This is a genomic window from Legionella moravica DSM 19234 (genome assembly GCF_000423305.1).
Classification (GTDB): Bacteria; Pseudomonadota; Gammaproteobacteria; order Legionellales; family Legionellaceae; genus Legionella; species Legionella moravica.
Genome location: NZ_AUHS01000021.1, coordinates 14,410 through 26,484, shown reverse-complemented (window position 1 = coordinate 26,484; position 12,075 = coordinate 14,410). Strand labels below are relative to the sequence as shown.

Here is a 12,075-nt window from a genome sequence, read left to right as displayed (position 1 = left end):
TGATGACTTATCGCAGAACAAAGAGAACAACGCACTATAAACAGGACTAAACCATTTAAGGATGATGAATGAATACTTTTATGTTTAAGAGGAAGGTAAAAAATGGCTACAAAAAAATTGATTGCAACAGGAGTGTTGGTTTATGGGTTAAGTATTAATGCATGGTGTAGTCCGGCATCCACGGAGTATGTAAAAGCATCAATAGATGCATTGCGCACTGAACTTAATGGTCAAATTAAAGCGCTCAATACAGGGGTGGGTTCAGTTCAAAAGCAAGTCAATGAACTGCCACTTATCACCCATCACATTGGTGAAGTATTTCAAGGCGGCATGGTTTTTTGGGTCGATGCCAGTCAACAACATGGATTAATGGTTTCTCTTGCTGATCTTAATGGATCAGAGGGCATTGAATGGCGTAATGGGGAAGGAGGGGACAGAACCGTTAATGCCCACGCGAAAGGATTGGGCGCTGGAGAAAATAATACCCGCCTCATCGTTGCCGAACAAACCATTGATCAACAAGAAGGTCAGTTTGCAGCACTCCTTGCTGCTAATTACCAGGTTTCAGCCGATGGAATGACTCCTTGTCCTGCCACAATAACTGCGACTTTAGCCTGCTATGGAGGTTGGTATTTACCATCAGTTTATGAACTCGTGTTATTACATACCCATTTAAAACGGATGGGTTTAGGCCAGTTGGCTGATCTCTCTTACTGGAGTTCCACCGAAAGTTCTACCACCGAAGCCTGGCTTGTGGATTTTAGTAGTGGAGAGCCAAGTGTCCATGAAAAATCAACGCCCGCACTGGTTCGCGCCATCCATGCATTTTAATTGAAGAGAACCATGATGAAAAAATTAATTAGTGTTTTATTACTCACCGCATCCTTTAGCACTCATGCAGATCCTATTGGGGAGATATTGTATCTAATCAAAGTATTGGATACCAAAGTAACCGCATTACAAGTGAAGACCGATTCATTACAAACTCAAATTGCCAACATCCCCGAAGGGAAACAAGGTATTCCAGGTGAGAAGGGCGCACCAGGTCCTCAAGGCCCACAAGGTCTGCGAGGAATACCAGGATCTCAAGGGCCAATGGGTGCAGAAGGACTGCGTGGGCTTCCAGGAACCTATACAGCAGGAGATGGCATAACGATTGAGGGTGATGTGATTAAAATGTCCCGAATATCCCATCAAATTGGCGAAGACTACCGCGGTGGCCTGGTATTTTATGTGGATGAAAGCGGGCAGCACGGTTTGATTGCCAGCAAGATTGATGTCAACGGTCAAGGAATTCAATGGCGCAATGGAGCTTCGGGAAACAAAATCACCAATGCCAAGGGGGATGGTATTGGGGCTGGGGAAAGTAATACTCGGGTAATCATCGCAGCGCAGACAATTGATAATCAAAGCGGTGTTTTTGCAGCCTTACAGGCCGCTAATTTCCAAGTGCTTGAGGATGGGGTAACGCCGTGCAAAACCCCAATTGCTGTAGGCAACACGTGTTACGGTGGCTGGTATCTTCCCTCGGCGTTTGAACTGCAATTACTGCACACTAATCTGCATCTTTCCAATTTATCGTCTTTTGCCCCTGAATTTTATTGGAGCTCCACCGAAGCTAGTGTGAGCAATGCCTGGCTGCAAAATTTTTCTACGGGAGAAATAACCGCCAGCAGCAAATCAAACACTATTGGGCGCGTGCGTGCTATCAGTCGTTTTTAACCTCTAATTATGAGAAATACTAAGGAACTTATCATGAAACAAAAAATAATACTGTTACTCACCTTAATGAATTTAACCGGACTTACTTACGCCTATAATGAAACTAATTTTAAACCATGGACAGTCAATGCTGCCTTTGGTATGGGACATACTCCTGACATGACCAATAATGACGGCCAATCAGCTGTGGGTCGGTTCAGTTTAGGGCGTACTTTATTCACCAACCCTTATTGGCAAGCAGATATTGAGGCTGGCATTCAAAGTGGAAATACCCAGCGGCTTGCCTTGTCCAAAGAGTCTATTGATGTATTAGGAGGTGTTCCAATATCTGCTCAGATTAAACCCTTACTTGATGTACTCATTGGCTTAAAAACCGAGCCGATGGGTGGTTTCCCATTGATTGCCTGGATGAAGGGAGGGGTTGCTTTTCGACAACTTCAAGTAGACCGTGTTGAGGTCAATGATGTGCAGGCCTATTCTCCTGAAATTCAGGCCGGCTTTGGCTATCGAATTAATCAACAAGCCACCATCACTATAGGTTATCAAACCATCTGGGGTAAAAAACCCGAACTAACTGTCTCCCCTGAAACTGAGACTGGAGTGTTGCACCACATCCCAGCACAACAGGCAGTATTGATTGGTTGTTCGTTTAATTTCTTTTAATGGGAGCTAAATAAGCTTGCAACAGACCTACAAAACCAATTATGTTAATCACGTTATTTGAAACAAGGAAATTAAATGAATATTGAAGGTTTGATCTATGGAATATACCGGCTGATTACCGAGCCTGCACTTGCAATACTATCCACTTTAGGATTTCTATTTGTAGGATATCATTTAAAGAAACCACCTGCGGAAGGTGATTTGCTAAAGGGTTTGTATCCTCTTATTGAAACAGCTGGAAACGTGTGTCTTTTTGCAGGATTTTCTATCTTTATGTTATTTGTAATTCTAAAAATCGTACAAAATCGCTAATATCCTTCCCAAGGATGGATAAGCATTCTTTATTGAAAAAAAACCACATTATGTTGATATAAAAAGGATGCTAACCAAAAAATTTTTGCGCTTTGAGCAATGAAGTGCCATTATGTTGTTAATGAGTGTATGAACAGGATAGCCATGCTATGCACTCCTCCACCTTATTAAGGTACCAGCCCAAGAGCGGTTATAAAGCGATCCCAGTTTAATTTATTAAGAACCCTGATATTCAGGGTTTTTTATTTTGGTGGTAACTTAATCTTTTTTTTACGTTATGAGCAGCTCAGCTTAGCGTACGTTTCCGTTGGGCTTCAACCCCATGACCCTTGCTTTATTTTCTTATCTAATATTACTCATTAAGGACACTATCATTGGTTAAGCGTATAATATCAATTATTTTTATAGGTTTTAACAGGATATAAATGAGCAATAAAAACCAGATTCAAAAGCAGCCAACGAATTTTACTGATCTCATAAAAATAATAAATGATACTCATAATCAGTTATCTTCCCAAGCTAAGAAAGCAGTTAATACATATCTCACCATTAGAAATTGGCTAATTGGTTATTATATTTCTGAATATGAGCTTAAAGGAGATGATCGCGCTAATTATGGAGATAAATTATTAAAAGAGCTTTCTTTAAGTCTTGGTAGACTCCAAGTCAGCAATTGCAATAAAAGACAACTTTATGATTACATTAATTTTTATCGTACCTATACTCAAATTGCGCCTACAGTGTCGGCACAATTCAATGAAAAACTTCCTGGTTTTCTTGTATCTGATGAAAAAGTGCCTACGGTGTCGGCACAATTCAAAGTTTCATCTAGTGAGCTTTTGAATAACATTTCGTATAGCATGTTTAAGATGCTAGTAGAAATAAAAGATGAGCAGAAAAGGAACTTCTATGAAGTAGAATGTATTAAGGGAAACTGGTCGGTTCGTGAGTTAAAAAGGCAAATAGATAGCCTTTACTATGAAAGATTAGGCCTTTCCATTGATAAAAAAGAATTAGTTAAGCTAACAAAAGAAAAGGCAGAGATTCAGAGTAAGCCTTTAGATATTAGAGATCCCTATATATTTGAATTTTTAGGATTAACGCCAAAAGAAGTCATGAGTGAGTCACATTTAGAGGAACAATTAATTTCTAAAATAGAGGAATTTCTTTTAGAACTGGGTCATGGATTTTGTTTTGAAGCACGCCAAAAAAGAATTCTTATAGGTGGAGAGCATTTCTTTGTAGATTTAGTTTTTTATAATCGGATTCTTAAATGCCATGTATTGGTTGAATTAAAGCTTGAGAAGTTTACTCATGAAAACATAGGGCAACTTAATACTTATGTGAATTGGTACAAAAAAAATATAATGATGGAAGGGGACAATCCTCCCGTAGGAATTTTATTATGTACAGATAAAAATCATGCCCTAGCAGAATATGCTCTAGCTGGTATGGACAATAACTTATTCGTGTCTAAATATATGTTAGAGCTACCGAAGAAAGAGGATATGCAAAAAATCATAGAGGAAGAGCTTAATATCAATAAGTAATAACGAGAGTGTTAAATAACTGTATCATCTCTTTTAACTTGCTGATGTATCAAACATCAAATTTTATGCTACTGAAAAATCATTTGATTCTTTTGTCCACATACCCACACGAAGCGTAACAAACTTCAACCTAAGTGAAGCTCTAGTGTGGGTATGTGGGCAATAAGATGACTCCTTTTAAGTGTCTTGCAGGATGATTTTGCGGCCAGTTCAGGCCAAGAAATCATCCTCAACAAGACCAATATCCCCTTTAAGGGGAGGCAAAGCCTGAGGTAATTAGCATGTTATTTTGCAAGAAATAACATACTACCCTTGCAGCATCACTTTAAATTGCTGCACCTTTTTAGCCTCTGGAATGAGGCGTTTTTCCCGGGCTTTGCCCGCTGCGTCACTGGCCTTTTACTGCCAGTGACGCAGCGATTCGCTGCATCAAACATCAGAGTTTTCAAGGGCTATCCTTGAAAACTCTGTCACAATTTAAAAGCGATTACTCAAATGCGCATAAAATGCACTCAAATAAATGTAAAAAATCCAGCAAAAATCCCTTGATTGGATTGTGAGATATGCAGGCCTTTGCTACACTAACTTCAATCACAACTGATGAATCCGTGAAAGCCGGATGAAACCAAGTTAACCTGGTCTTGTGAATTGCTACCCTAATTCCCTAACTTCTGTAGCGGACGCCTAGTCGGGAACCAAAATTAACCTGAATCTTCAGGACCTAAAAAAACTAATTATTTTAATAATTAGTCACTAACAACATGTCGTACATGTTGACCTATCCTAATCAACGCAATGCTCTGCACCTCGTTGAACCTCTTGAATGATTAATAACTTATTAATTATTTGAATAAAAAACTTTGACTATAAATTGTGACTTTTTGACCCATTACATTTATTTTTTTGTGTTGTGAATTAATACACTGAAATTTTTGAGGGTTTGTATTGTGAAGCAATGGATTAAATGACTTTGCTTTTTTTGTTTTTAAAATTTTAACTGGAGAACTCTATGAGTAATAACACCCGTGAAATAAGTGGTAGCGACATGTTGAACACCGTTGATGAGATGCAGGATAAAAAAGAGTATTTATTAAGTCAGGAAAACTTTGAACGTTTGATGAATGTCCAAAAAACCGTAGAACAAGCAACTGAAATGAGACCAACCTTTAAGAAATTGATTAATAGTTTAGTGACTGAAGAAGCATTGAACACTCTTACTGAGCGTTTGATTAAACAAATGGCGTAATCTGAAATTGTGACCTTTAAACCAAGAATCGTATAAGGAGAATAAGACTTTAAAACGAAGTGTAGTATCGATTAAAAAAGTAACTACGGGTTTACCCCCGCATCGAGCCTAGTGGTCCTTACCAAGCATCATTTATATGAGCTGCTCGAATAACACTAAACAAAATCCTGGGTAAGCGTAGTGACATTAATAGGAACTTAAAGCCAATGAGCAGAAAGCAAAAATTAACCCAAACCATGATTCAATATCTGAAACAGGACAACCAGGGATCATTGAACACAAGACAGGTTCGCCTTTTTTCGATGAATCGAATCATTGACGATTTGTTTGCAGCGCGTATCGTTCCCATAACCTGGTATGCACTCACAACAGAACATATTAAAAAGTTAGTGAGCTATTGGCAAAATAAAGGGTTAAAAACGGCAACCATTATGAATTACCTGGTTTGTTTGCGCTATTTTTTAAATAAAATTAATCACACTATAGAGGGTATAGACAATCAATCCTTGAGTCTTGTAAAACCACGAAACAACATGAGGCCAGAAATTCATAGCGACACCATTTTAAATGCAATCAACGAGCCCATTGCTTATCTATTATTTGCTTTACAAGCCAAATTTGGTCTCACACTCCTTGAATCCATGTTTCTTGTACCAGCCATCCACATTCATGAAAATGAACTTTGGATTACTAGAGAAATCAGCACTAATCGTAAAGATCGCCTGATCCCCATTATTAATGAAGAGCAACAACTAATCATTACTAAGTTAGTCACCTTGACGGAAAACAAAAAGAGCCTGCATCAACAATTTGGCGAACATCATTTACGCCTTGCTTATAAATTTGCATTAAGTGCCTTAAAACTCCCTACGCAGGTGAGCTATCGATATTTATATGCTAAATCACGCTTTGATCATTTATGTAAAAACCACAGCAAATCAGATGCAAAAAAAATAGTGATTATTGAAACAAATATTAATAAAACCAGTCCTCTTTGGAACACGATCCATGAGTAAAACAAAATTGAGAAGTGCTACTTACTCCATTCATCATGTGGTGAAACAAATGAGGATCTCATCCTTCAATACTCGTGCAGATACGCGTGTCATGCTGGTGCGTTGCATTAAAGACTTACATGAGCTGGGATTTAAAGTAGGGCATATCAAAGGAATTAAAGAACGGCATGTCCATGCCTTAATAGAACATTGGAAAAGCCAGGGGAAAAATCCAGCTACCATTAAAAATTACATGGCCAAACTGCGTAAAATGGCAATACAACTAGGCACTCCAGAGTTGATCAAATCAGAAAACATTGCTTATCAAATTGAAAGTCGCTCTTACATCCCCTCAGTCAATAAAGCCATTACTGATATTGATTTTTCACAGTGCCACGATGCTTACATACGCTTGTCACTTGAAGGCCAGGCATTATTTGGATTTAGGCGTGAAGAATCACTTAAATTTACCTTGAGTGAGGCTTATGAAGGAAACCATTTTAATATCCAGCCCAGCTGGACCAAAGGTGGTATAGGCCGGATTATTAAAATAAGGACTGAAGAACAACGACAATGGCTTAATCGAGTCAGCCAGCTGGTCAGTCCTGGACAATCGTTGATACCACCTGAGAAGTCCTATAAAGAACAGGTGGGACATTATAAAACGATTACAGCTCAATTAGGTCTCTCTAATTTACATGGGCTTCGACATGCTTATGCACAGCGTCGTTATCACGAACTGACCTGCTGGTTTGATGAAAACAAACAAGGGCTTTTGCCACCAATTGCAGGAGGAAAACTTTTTAAAGAGTTGTCACCAAAAGAAAAAGACTGGGACATACGTGCCAGACAAATTATTTCCAGAGAATTAGGTCACTCCAGAATGTCGATAACCAAGATTTATTGTGGTTAATTCACCGTTTTTTATAGAATTTATTAACTGAGTTTAGTAGAATAAGAAACAGAAAACACAACTGATGAACCAGTGTAATCCTGGTGAAACCGAACTCTTCGGTCTTGTGACTTGCTACCCTAATTCCCCAATCACTGTAGCTGAGCGTTTAGTCGGGAACCTGATATACCATTAATTCAATACACAAATATTGAATCCTATTAAAAGAATAGAGGTGTACTCCTTTATTTTTATTTCATTAAAGCAATTAATCTTGTTTTGAACCCGTTTGAATTCATTGTCTGATACCTATCAGACAAACCCATTTTGAGAATGTATTCTTTAACAATTTGGGTTATTCAACCATGTTTAAAAAAAGGTGAATGACGTAGGCTTACGCTGGAGAAGAACTCAGCGTTTGCTGACTATTTCTCTGGCTTTTTACAGGAGAAATGGTCGTGCGTATTCAGACAGATACCTTAAAATATGCTAAGATTCTTAAAGAGAGTGGGTTTTCTAAAGAGTTATCTGAGGGATTTTTTTCCACACTGACTCAAATAGAAATTCACAACATTTATAGTATTGATGAGGTGGATAACATGTTAAGTGAAGCCGTCAGACAAGTGTTTGTTGAACAAGATAAAAAACTTGTTGAACAGCGTCGCGAGTTCGATGAGCGAATGAAATCCTACAATGAACAACTGCGTGAAAACAGGAGTGAGTTGTTGGCATCAAGACGCTGGATGATTGGTACAATCATCACAGTCGGTCTTTCATTAGCCGCTTATCTTTCAGCATTAATTCATTTCAATCACTAAACCTATTTAAAGGTTTGTAACCCATCGGGGAAATCACACTTCCTCATGGGGCAAGGGTATTTCCCAAAATCTAAGGAGAGAACCCATGCAACAAACATCTTTTGCAGAATACACCAATCAATGCACTCGAACTGATTTAGTCTTTTTTGATTTATTGCGCTCTATAGCTGAACTTCATGCCTATCAGCATGAAATATCAGCAGAAGACATAGCACAACTTCAAATTGGCGCTCGAACGTTGAATGGAATAATTGCAAGGAATACCACAACGAACCATTCCATACAGTTGGTCTAGGAAGCAGGATTAACCCTGTTACTTGTTTTACCCGTTTTAATCCGCACAATCGGAAAACTTCTGCCTTGTGCGGGAGTTCTCCGATTGTGCGATTTTTTATTAATTACATTTAAAGGAGAACTAAAATGGCAGTATTAAACAAAGTCCAATTAATCGGTCACGTGGGTCATTCACCTAGAAGTACCCAAACAAAGGAACATCAACCTGTTGCTTCAGTCTCGCTTGCCACGAATGAATCCTATCGCCGTAATGGCGAATGGGAAACCATTACTGAATGGCATCATCTGGTGTTTTTTGGAAAATTAGCAACTTTAGCTGTGGAACGCCTGCAAAAAGGCAGTCAAGTATATATTGAGGGCAAATTGCGCTCAAATAACTGGACTGATACAGAAGGTGTTAAACGCCAATCAATCAATATTGTGGTGCAAACCATACAGTTACTTGATAACGCAAAACCCAAAGAGCTACCCGAGCAAACTGATAAACCAACACCAGAAGAGTATTTAGCTCAAATGCACTCGATGTTGGAATGTGAAGAAGTTCCTTTTTAATTGTTTCATTAATCCCGAAGGGAGTTATCCCTTTGGGAACAACTCCTTTTTTAAAACTTAAGGAGAACCACTTAAAATGAATCCATTTGAACTGACAGCAGCATCTACTTTCCTCAGTTATTTTCCCGATGATATTGAATATTCAACCCTTATCAATCGGTTAAACAATGATGAATTAGGGACTGATGACGATGCAATAGATTTTTGGCAGCCTTTTGAATACTACCCAGGTGTATTCATCGCGGAATGCATAGAAACATTGCATGAACGATTGGTTAAAACGTTTCATACTCTAGCATAACCCTTGCAGGAATCTATCCTGAAAGGGATGGATTTTTGACTGTTTTTAAGGAAAACATCATGAATTTAATTGAGAAAATTACCGCAGCTGTATTAGAGGATGAAGAGCCAACAGAGAAACAGTCGGAGCTTTTAGTCGAATCGTACCTTAATAGCACCGACAGGCAGGCAATTGATAATTGCTTCACTTGTCTTTGTGGGTATAGCCTATCCAGTTTAATTAATTAAAGTAATTTAATAACCCTAATGGGAGCAAGACTCCCATTAGGGACTTGCTCCTTTTTCTTTGAATCAGGAGAACATAATGAATATTTTAACAACAGAACAACTTTATAAAGCAGCCCCTTCGCTATTTACTCAAGGAGCTGCTGAACATACCAGTGAGCGATATCAGCCAATTGCCACTTCTGACATCATTAATGTATTGCTTCAGGAAGGGTTTTATCCAACCAAGGCAACACAATCAGCGAGTAGACATGAAGAAAGGAAGGCCTTTGCAAAACACATGGTCCGATTTCGACATAGAAACTATCACGAGCAGGATGGCGGTTTATTTCCTGAACTGGTATTGGTCAACTCTCACGATGGCATGTCCTCGTATCGTTTGATGGCAGGACTGTATCGTCAGGTGTGCACCAATGGTATGGTTGCCGGTAAAAACTACAATGAAGTGCGCGTTAGACATCAAGGTGATGTTATTAGAAACGTCATTGAAGGAACCTATCAAGTTGTTGAGTCGTCTCACAGAATGCTTGATGCTGTGGAGCAAATGGAGGAGATTCAATTAACCAATGAGAGGCTTCTGGATTTTGCTCAACAGGCGCATGCTCTTCGTTTTAGTGAGGATGATAACCTGGTCATCGAGGCAAAAACTCTGTTAACTCCAAGGCGACGTGAAGACATGAAACGTGATTTATTTTCTGTTTTAAATGTCGTTCAAGAGAACCTTATCAAAGGAGGATTGCCTGGCTACAGACAGGATGAGAAAGGACGCTGGCGACGCGCTCGAAGCCGGCAAATTAAAGCAATTGATCAAAATATCAAAATAAATCGGGATCTTTGGAGCATTGCTGAAAATACTTTGTTATCTTGCCCTTAGAACTAATCTGTTCAAAGCCCCATATCCTGGGGCTTTTTTTTTGCCTTGAATTTTTCAAAAAACCTATTATCATTGCTTCATCTTTGCAAGGTTGGACTTGCATATACCAACACAAAGGGCTGATTTTGGCACAGGATCAGCCCTTTCTATTTTGTAACAAGAAGAATTTATGATTTCCTACCAAGCCCCGATGCTCCCCGATGTCAATTACGCACTGCTTGACGAAGACGCTTATTTTTCGTTAACTGATCTTGAATACGACACCATGAAAAGCTGTAGTCATTTTCTGGAAGAACTCAAATGGGTACTCATCGAAGAAAAACTGGTGCAGATACCTCAAATTCTGTGTGGTTATCTTTGCGCCTACCTCGGTACAATCACCACGGTACACACCGTTAAAAAAGCAGAAGCTTTAGTACCATCTCTCCTTACGCTCATCCAGCACCAGGCAAAAGCCTCACTCGATGCTTTTGCACAACACCCCATCAATCACAGCGTCAAAAGTACGGAAAAAAAGAAAATCCATCTTGATCAACTGCGCAACATCACCCCTGGCAGCATCGTGGTGCAAACCATGCGCCTTGGGCGAGAAATCATGGACATGTTTGACGAAATAAATAATCAGCCAGGAATCAGAAGCAAGAAAAAGCAACCTACCCCCTTCTGCTCTGATGAATCACTGACAAAACTCATGCTGCTGATGGGCTCAGAACAATGCGCACAATGGAGAGAAGAACTCGATGGGCTTTCAGACCATTATGTTCTCAATCAATTAGCCATCCAAATTGGTTGGGTGATGGGCTATTTCACTCACCTTCAAAACAAATCCCTCAAAGAATCACAATATTTTGATTATGGCCTACCCTTAGTGAGCCTCTTTCAAGAACATATTTATCGCTTAATGGAATCGTACGCCACCGCAGAGCATGCAAAAATAGAAGCCCAGCAAAGCGCTCATTATGAAGAAACGGAATCCCTTTTAAGTGAAATTCGCCACCTTTCCGAACAGACCTACAACCAAAAAACGCCCGCTGCCAATGCATTTCAAAAAGAGGTTCTCATCGCCCATGCTGGCATTGAAAAAACACTCATGGAGCTGATAACCCAGGGGTATGAAGTTAAAATCATTTTAATGAGCCTTTTTTATTTCTGGTTTATCCTGGAGGCTCCTATAAATGGAGTGAGTGAACAAACACTGGGCAAGACTGACCCTTTCCACCACATGCTGCCCGTCATTAAACTGGTCAAATCAACTACCCACTCCCTGCCCAAGCCAGAATTAAGCAAGGAAATTCGTGCGCTAAACGATTCCATGCAACAATTAAAAAAACATCTGACCCACCCTGAAAAATTGGATAACGTGCCGCAGAAAATTGCCCTGGAGCAGACCGAAGCGGTCAACACAGCCATTCACACCATCACCTGTGATTTCCTTAAAAAGGATATGCGCATCGAAGCCATTACTAATGCTTTATTCAGCCACTGGCTTCGTTTTTCCGTTTTTTTTGGTGTCAGTGAAAGTGAATGGCAAAAGATGGATTACTACCTGGTTGAGATTCTTAAAGCAGTCCGAGGTTATCTGGATTCTGAATTAGGGCAATAAGACTCTTCTTCGGCTAAAAAATTGGGTAA

Annotated in this window: 15 protein-coding genes; all 15 read left to right on the top strand. The window is 39.4% G+C overall.

All coding sequences use genetic code 11. The features are described 5' to 3' along the window. Window positions 1-102: 102 nt before the first annotated feature. The 15 genes from G543_RS0106470 to G543_RS0106400 all read left to right on the top strand — a co-directional run bounded on the left by G543_RS0106470 (window position 103) and on the right by G543_RS0106400 (window position 12,046). Window positions 103-831, top strand: a complete 729-nt coding sequence (locus tag G543_RS0106470; RefSeq protein WP_028383812.1) for an Lcl C-terminal domain-containing protein — start codon at window positions 103-105, stop codon at window positions 829-831. 15 nt (window positions 832-846) lie between these two features. Then, window positions 847-1,722 carry a DUF1566 domain-containing protein gene (locus G543_RS0106465; protein WP_028383811.1) on the top strand — a complete coding sequence of 292 codons (876 nt, stop codon included), beginning with the start codon at window positions 847-849 and terminating at the stop codon, window positions 1,720-1,722. A gap of 33 nt (window positions 1,723-1,755) precedes the next feature. Continuing rightward, a complete protein-coding gene (locus G543_RS0106460) occupies window positions 1,756-2,385 on the top strand; it encodes a hypothetical protein (protein WP_028383810.1) in 630 nt (209 codons plus the stop codon). Between the two features lie 75 nt (window positions 2,386-2,460). Further along, the gene (locus tag G543_RS0106455) at window positions 2,461-2,697 is read left to right on the top strand and encodes a hypothetical protein (RefSeq protein ID WP_028383809.1); all 237 of its coding nucleotides are present in this window, start codon (window positions 2,461-2,463) and stop codon (window positions 2,695-2,697) included. A gap of 425 nt (window positions 2,698-3,122) precedes the next feature. Beyond that, window positions 3,123-4,247, top strand: coding sequence for a PDDEXK nuclease domain-containing protein (locus tag G543_RS0106450; protein WP_028383808.1), 1,125 nt, complete (start codon window positions 3,123-3,125; stop codon window positions 4,245-4,247). A gap of 1,009 nt (window positions 4,248-5,256) precedes the next feature. Beyond that, window positions 5,257-5,493 carry a hypothetical protein gene (locus tag G543_RS0106445; RefSeq protein ID WP_028383807.1) on the top strand — a complete coding sequence of 79 codons (237 nt, stop codon included), beginning with the start codon at window positions 5,257-5,259 and terminating at the stop codon, window positions 5,491-5,493. Between the two features lie 206 nt (window positions 5,494-5,699). Continuing rightward, a complete protein-coding gene (locus G543_RS17240) occupies window positions 5,700-6,509 on the top strand; it encodes a phage integrase N-terminal domain-containing protein (RefSeq protein WP_051190610.1) in 810 nt (269 codons plus the stop codon). After that, the gene (locus G543_RS0106435; RefSeq protein WP_028383806.1) at window positions 6,502-7,401 is read left to right on the top strand and encodes a phage integrase N-terminal domain-containing protein; all 900 of its coding nucleotides are present in this window, start codon (window positions 6,502-6,504) and stop codon (window positions 7,399-7,401) included. The genes G543_RS17240 and G543_RS0106435 overlap by 8 nt, the downstream gene beginning before the upstream one ends. A 437-nt stretch (window positions 7,402-7,838) precedes the next feature. Then, the gene (locus tag G543_RS0106430; RefSeq protein WP_035921593.1) at window positions 7,839-8,198 is read left to right on the top strand and encodes a hypothetical protein; all 360 of its coding nucleotides are present in this window, start codon (window positions 7,839-7,841) and stop codon (window positions 8,196-8,198) included. An 85-nt stretch (window positions 8,199-8,283) separates the two neighbouring features. Beyond that, window positions 8,284-8,493 carry a hypothetical protein gene (locus G543_RS0106425; RefSeq protein ID WP_028383804.1) on the top strand — a complete coding sequence of 70 codons (210 nt, stop codon included), beginning with the start codon at window positions 8,284-8,286 and terminating at the stop codon, window positions 8,491-8,493. 125 nt (window positions 8,494-8,618) lie between these two features. Continuing rightward, complete coding sequence (locus G543_RS0106420) at window positions 8,619-9,044, top strand: single-stranded DNA-binding protein (RefSeq protein ID WP_028383803.1); 426 nt, start codon at window positions 8,619-8,621, stop codon at window positions 9,042-9,044. Window positions 9,045-9,120: 76 nt separating this feature from the next. Beyond that, entirely contained in the window at window positions 9,121-9,345 is a 225-nt protein-coding gene (locus G543_RS0106415) for a hypothetical protein (protein WP_006871715.1), read from the top strand. 59 nt (window positions 9,346-9,404) lie between these two features. Then, window positions 9,405-9,572, top strand: coding sequence for a hypothetical protein (locus G543_RS18955; RefSeq protein ID WP_006871714.1), 168 nt, complete (start codon window positions 9,405-9,407; stop codon window positions 9,570-9,572). Between the two features lie 76 nt (window positions 9,573-9,648). Continuing rightward, window positions 9,649-10,443, top strand: coding sequence for a DUF932 domain-containing protein (locus tag G543_RS0106405; protein ID WP_006871713.1), 795 nt, complete (start codon window positions 9,649-9,651; stop codon window positions 10,441-10,443). A gap of 169 nt (window positions 10,444-10,612) precedes the next feature. Further along, window positions 10,613-12,046 carry a hypothetical protein gene (locus G543_RS0106400; RefSeq protein ID WP_028383802.1) on the top strand — a complete coding sequence of 478 codons (1,434 nt, stop codon included), beginning with the start codon at window positions 10,613-10,615 and terminating at the stop codon, window positions 12,044-12,046. Window positions 12,047-12,075: the final 29 nt, after the last annotated feature.

What these genes read in the sequence shown, in the direction of transcription:
- G543_RS0106470 (WP_028383812.1), top strand. Translation starts at nt 103, where the DNA reads ATGGCTACAAAAAAATTGATTGCAACAGGAGTGTTGGTTTATGGGTTA.
- G543_RS0106465 (WP_028383811.1), top strand. Translation starts at nt 847, where the DNA reads ATGAAAAAATTAATTAGTGTTTTATTACTCACCGCATCCTTTAGCACT.
- G543_RS0106460 (WP_028383810.1), top strand. Translation starts at nt 1,756, where the DNA reads ATGAAACAAAAAATAATACTGTTACTCACCTTAATGAATTTAACCGGA.
- G543_RS0106455 (WP_028383809.1), top strand. Translation starts at nt 2,461, where the DNA reads ATGAATATTGAAGGTTTGATCTATGGAATATACCGGCTGATTACCGAG.
- G543_RS0106450 (WP_028383808.1), top strand. Translation starts at nt 3,123, where the DNA reads ATGAGCAATAAAAACCAGATTCAAAAGCAGCCAACGAATTTTACTGAT.
- G543_RS0106445 (WP_028383807.1), top strand. Translation starts at nt 5,257, where the DNA reads ATGAGTAATAACACCCGTGAAATAAGTGGTAGCGACATGTTGAACACC.
- G543_RS17240 (WP_051190610.1), top strand. Translation starts at nt 5,700, where the DNA reads ATGAGCAGAAAGCAAAAATTAACCCAAACCATGATTCAATATCTGAAA.
- G543_RS0106435 (WP_028383806.1), top strand. Translation starts at nt 6,502, where the DNA reads ATGAGTAAAACAAAATTGAGAAGTGCTACTTACTCCATTCATCATGTG.
- G543_RS0106425 (WP_028383804.1), top strand. Translation starts at nt 8,284, where the DNA reads ATGCAACAAACATCTTTTGCAGAATACACCAATCAATGCACTCGAACT.
- G543_RS0106420 (WP_028383803.1), top strand. Translation starts at nt 8,619, where the DNA reads ATGGCAGTATTAAACAAAGTCCAATTAATCGGTCACGTGGGTCATTCA.
- G543_RS0106415 (WP_006871715.1), top strand. Translation starts at nt 9,121, where the DNA reads ATGAATCCATTTGAACTGACAGCAGCATCTACTTTCCTCAGTTATTTT.
- G543_RS18955 (WP_006871714.1), top strand. Translation starts at nt 9,405, where the DNA reads ATGAATTTAATTGAGAAAATTACCGCAGCTGTATTAGAGGATGAAGAG.
- G543_RS0106405 (WP_006871713.1), top strand. Translation starts at nt 9,649, where the DNA reads ATGAATATTTTAACAACAGAACAACTTTATAAAGCAGCCCCTTCGCTA.
- G543_RS0106400 (WP_028383802.1), top strand. Translation starts at nt 10,613, where the DNA reads ATGATTTCCTACCAAGCCCCGATGCTCCCCGATGTCAATTACGCACTG.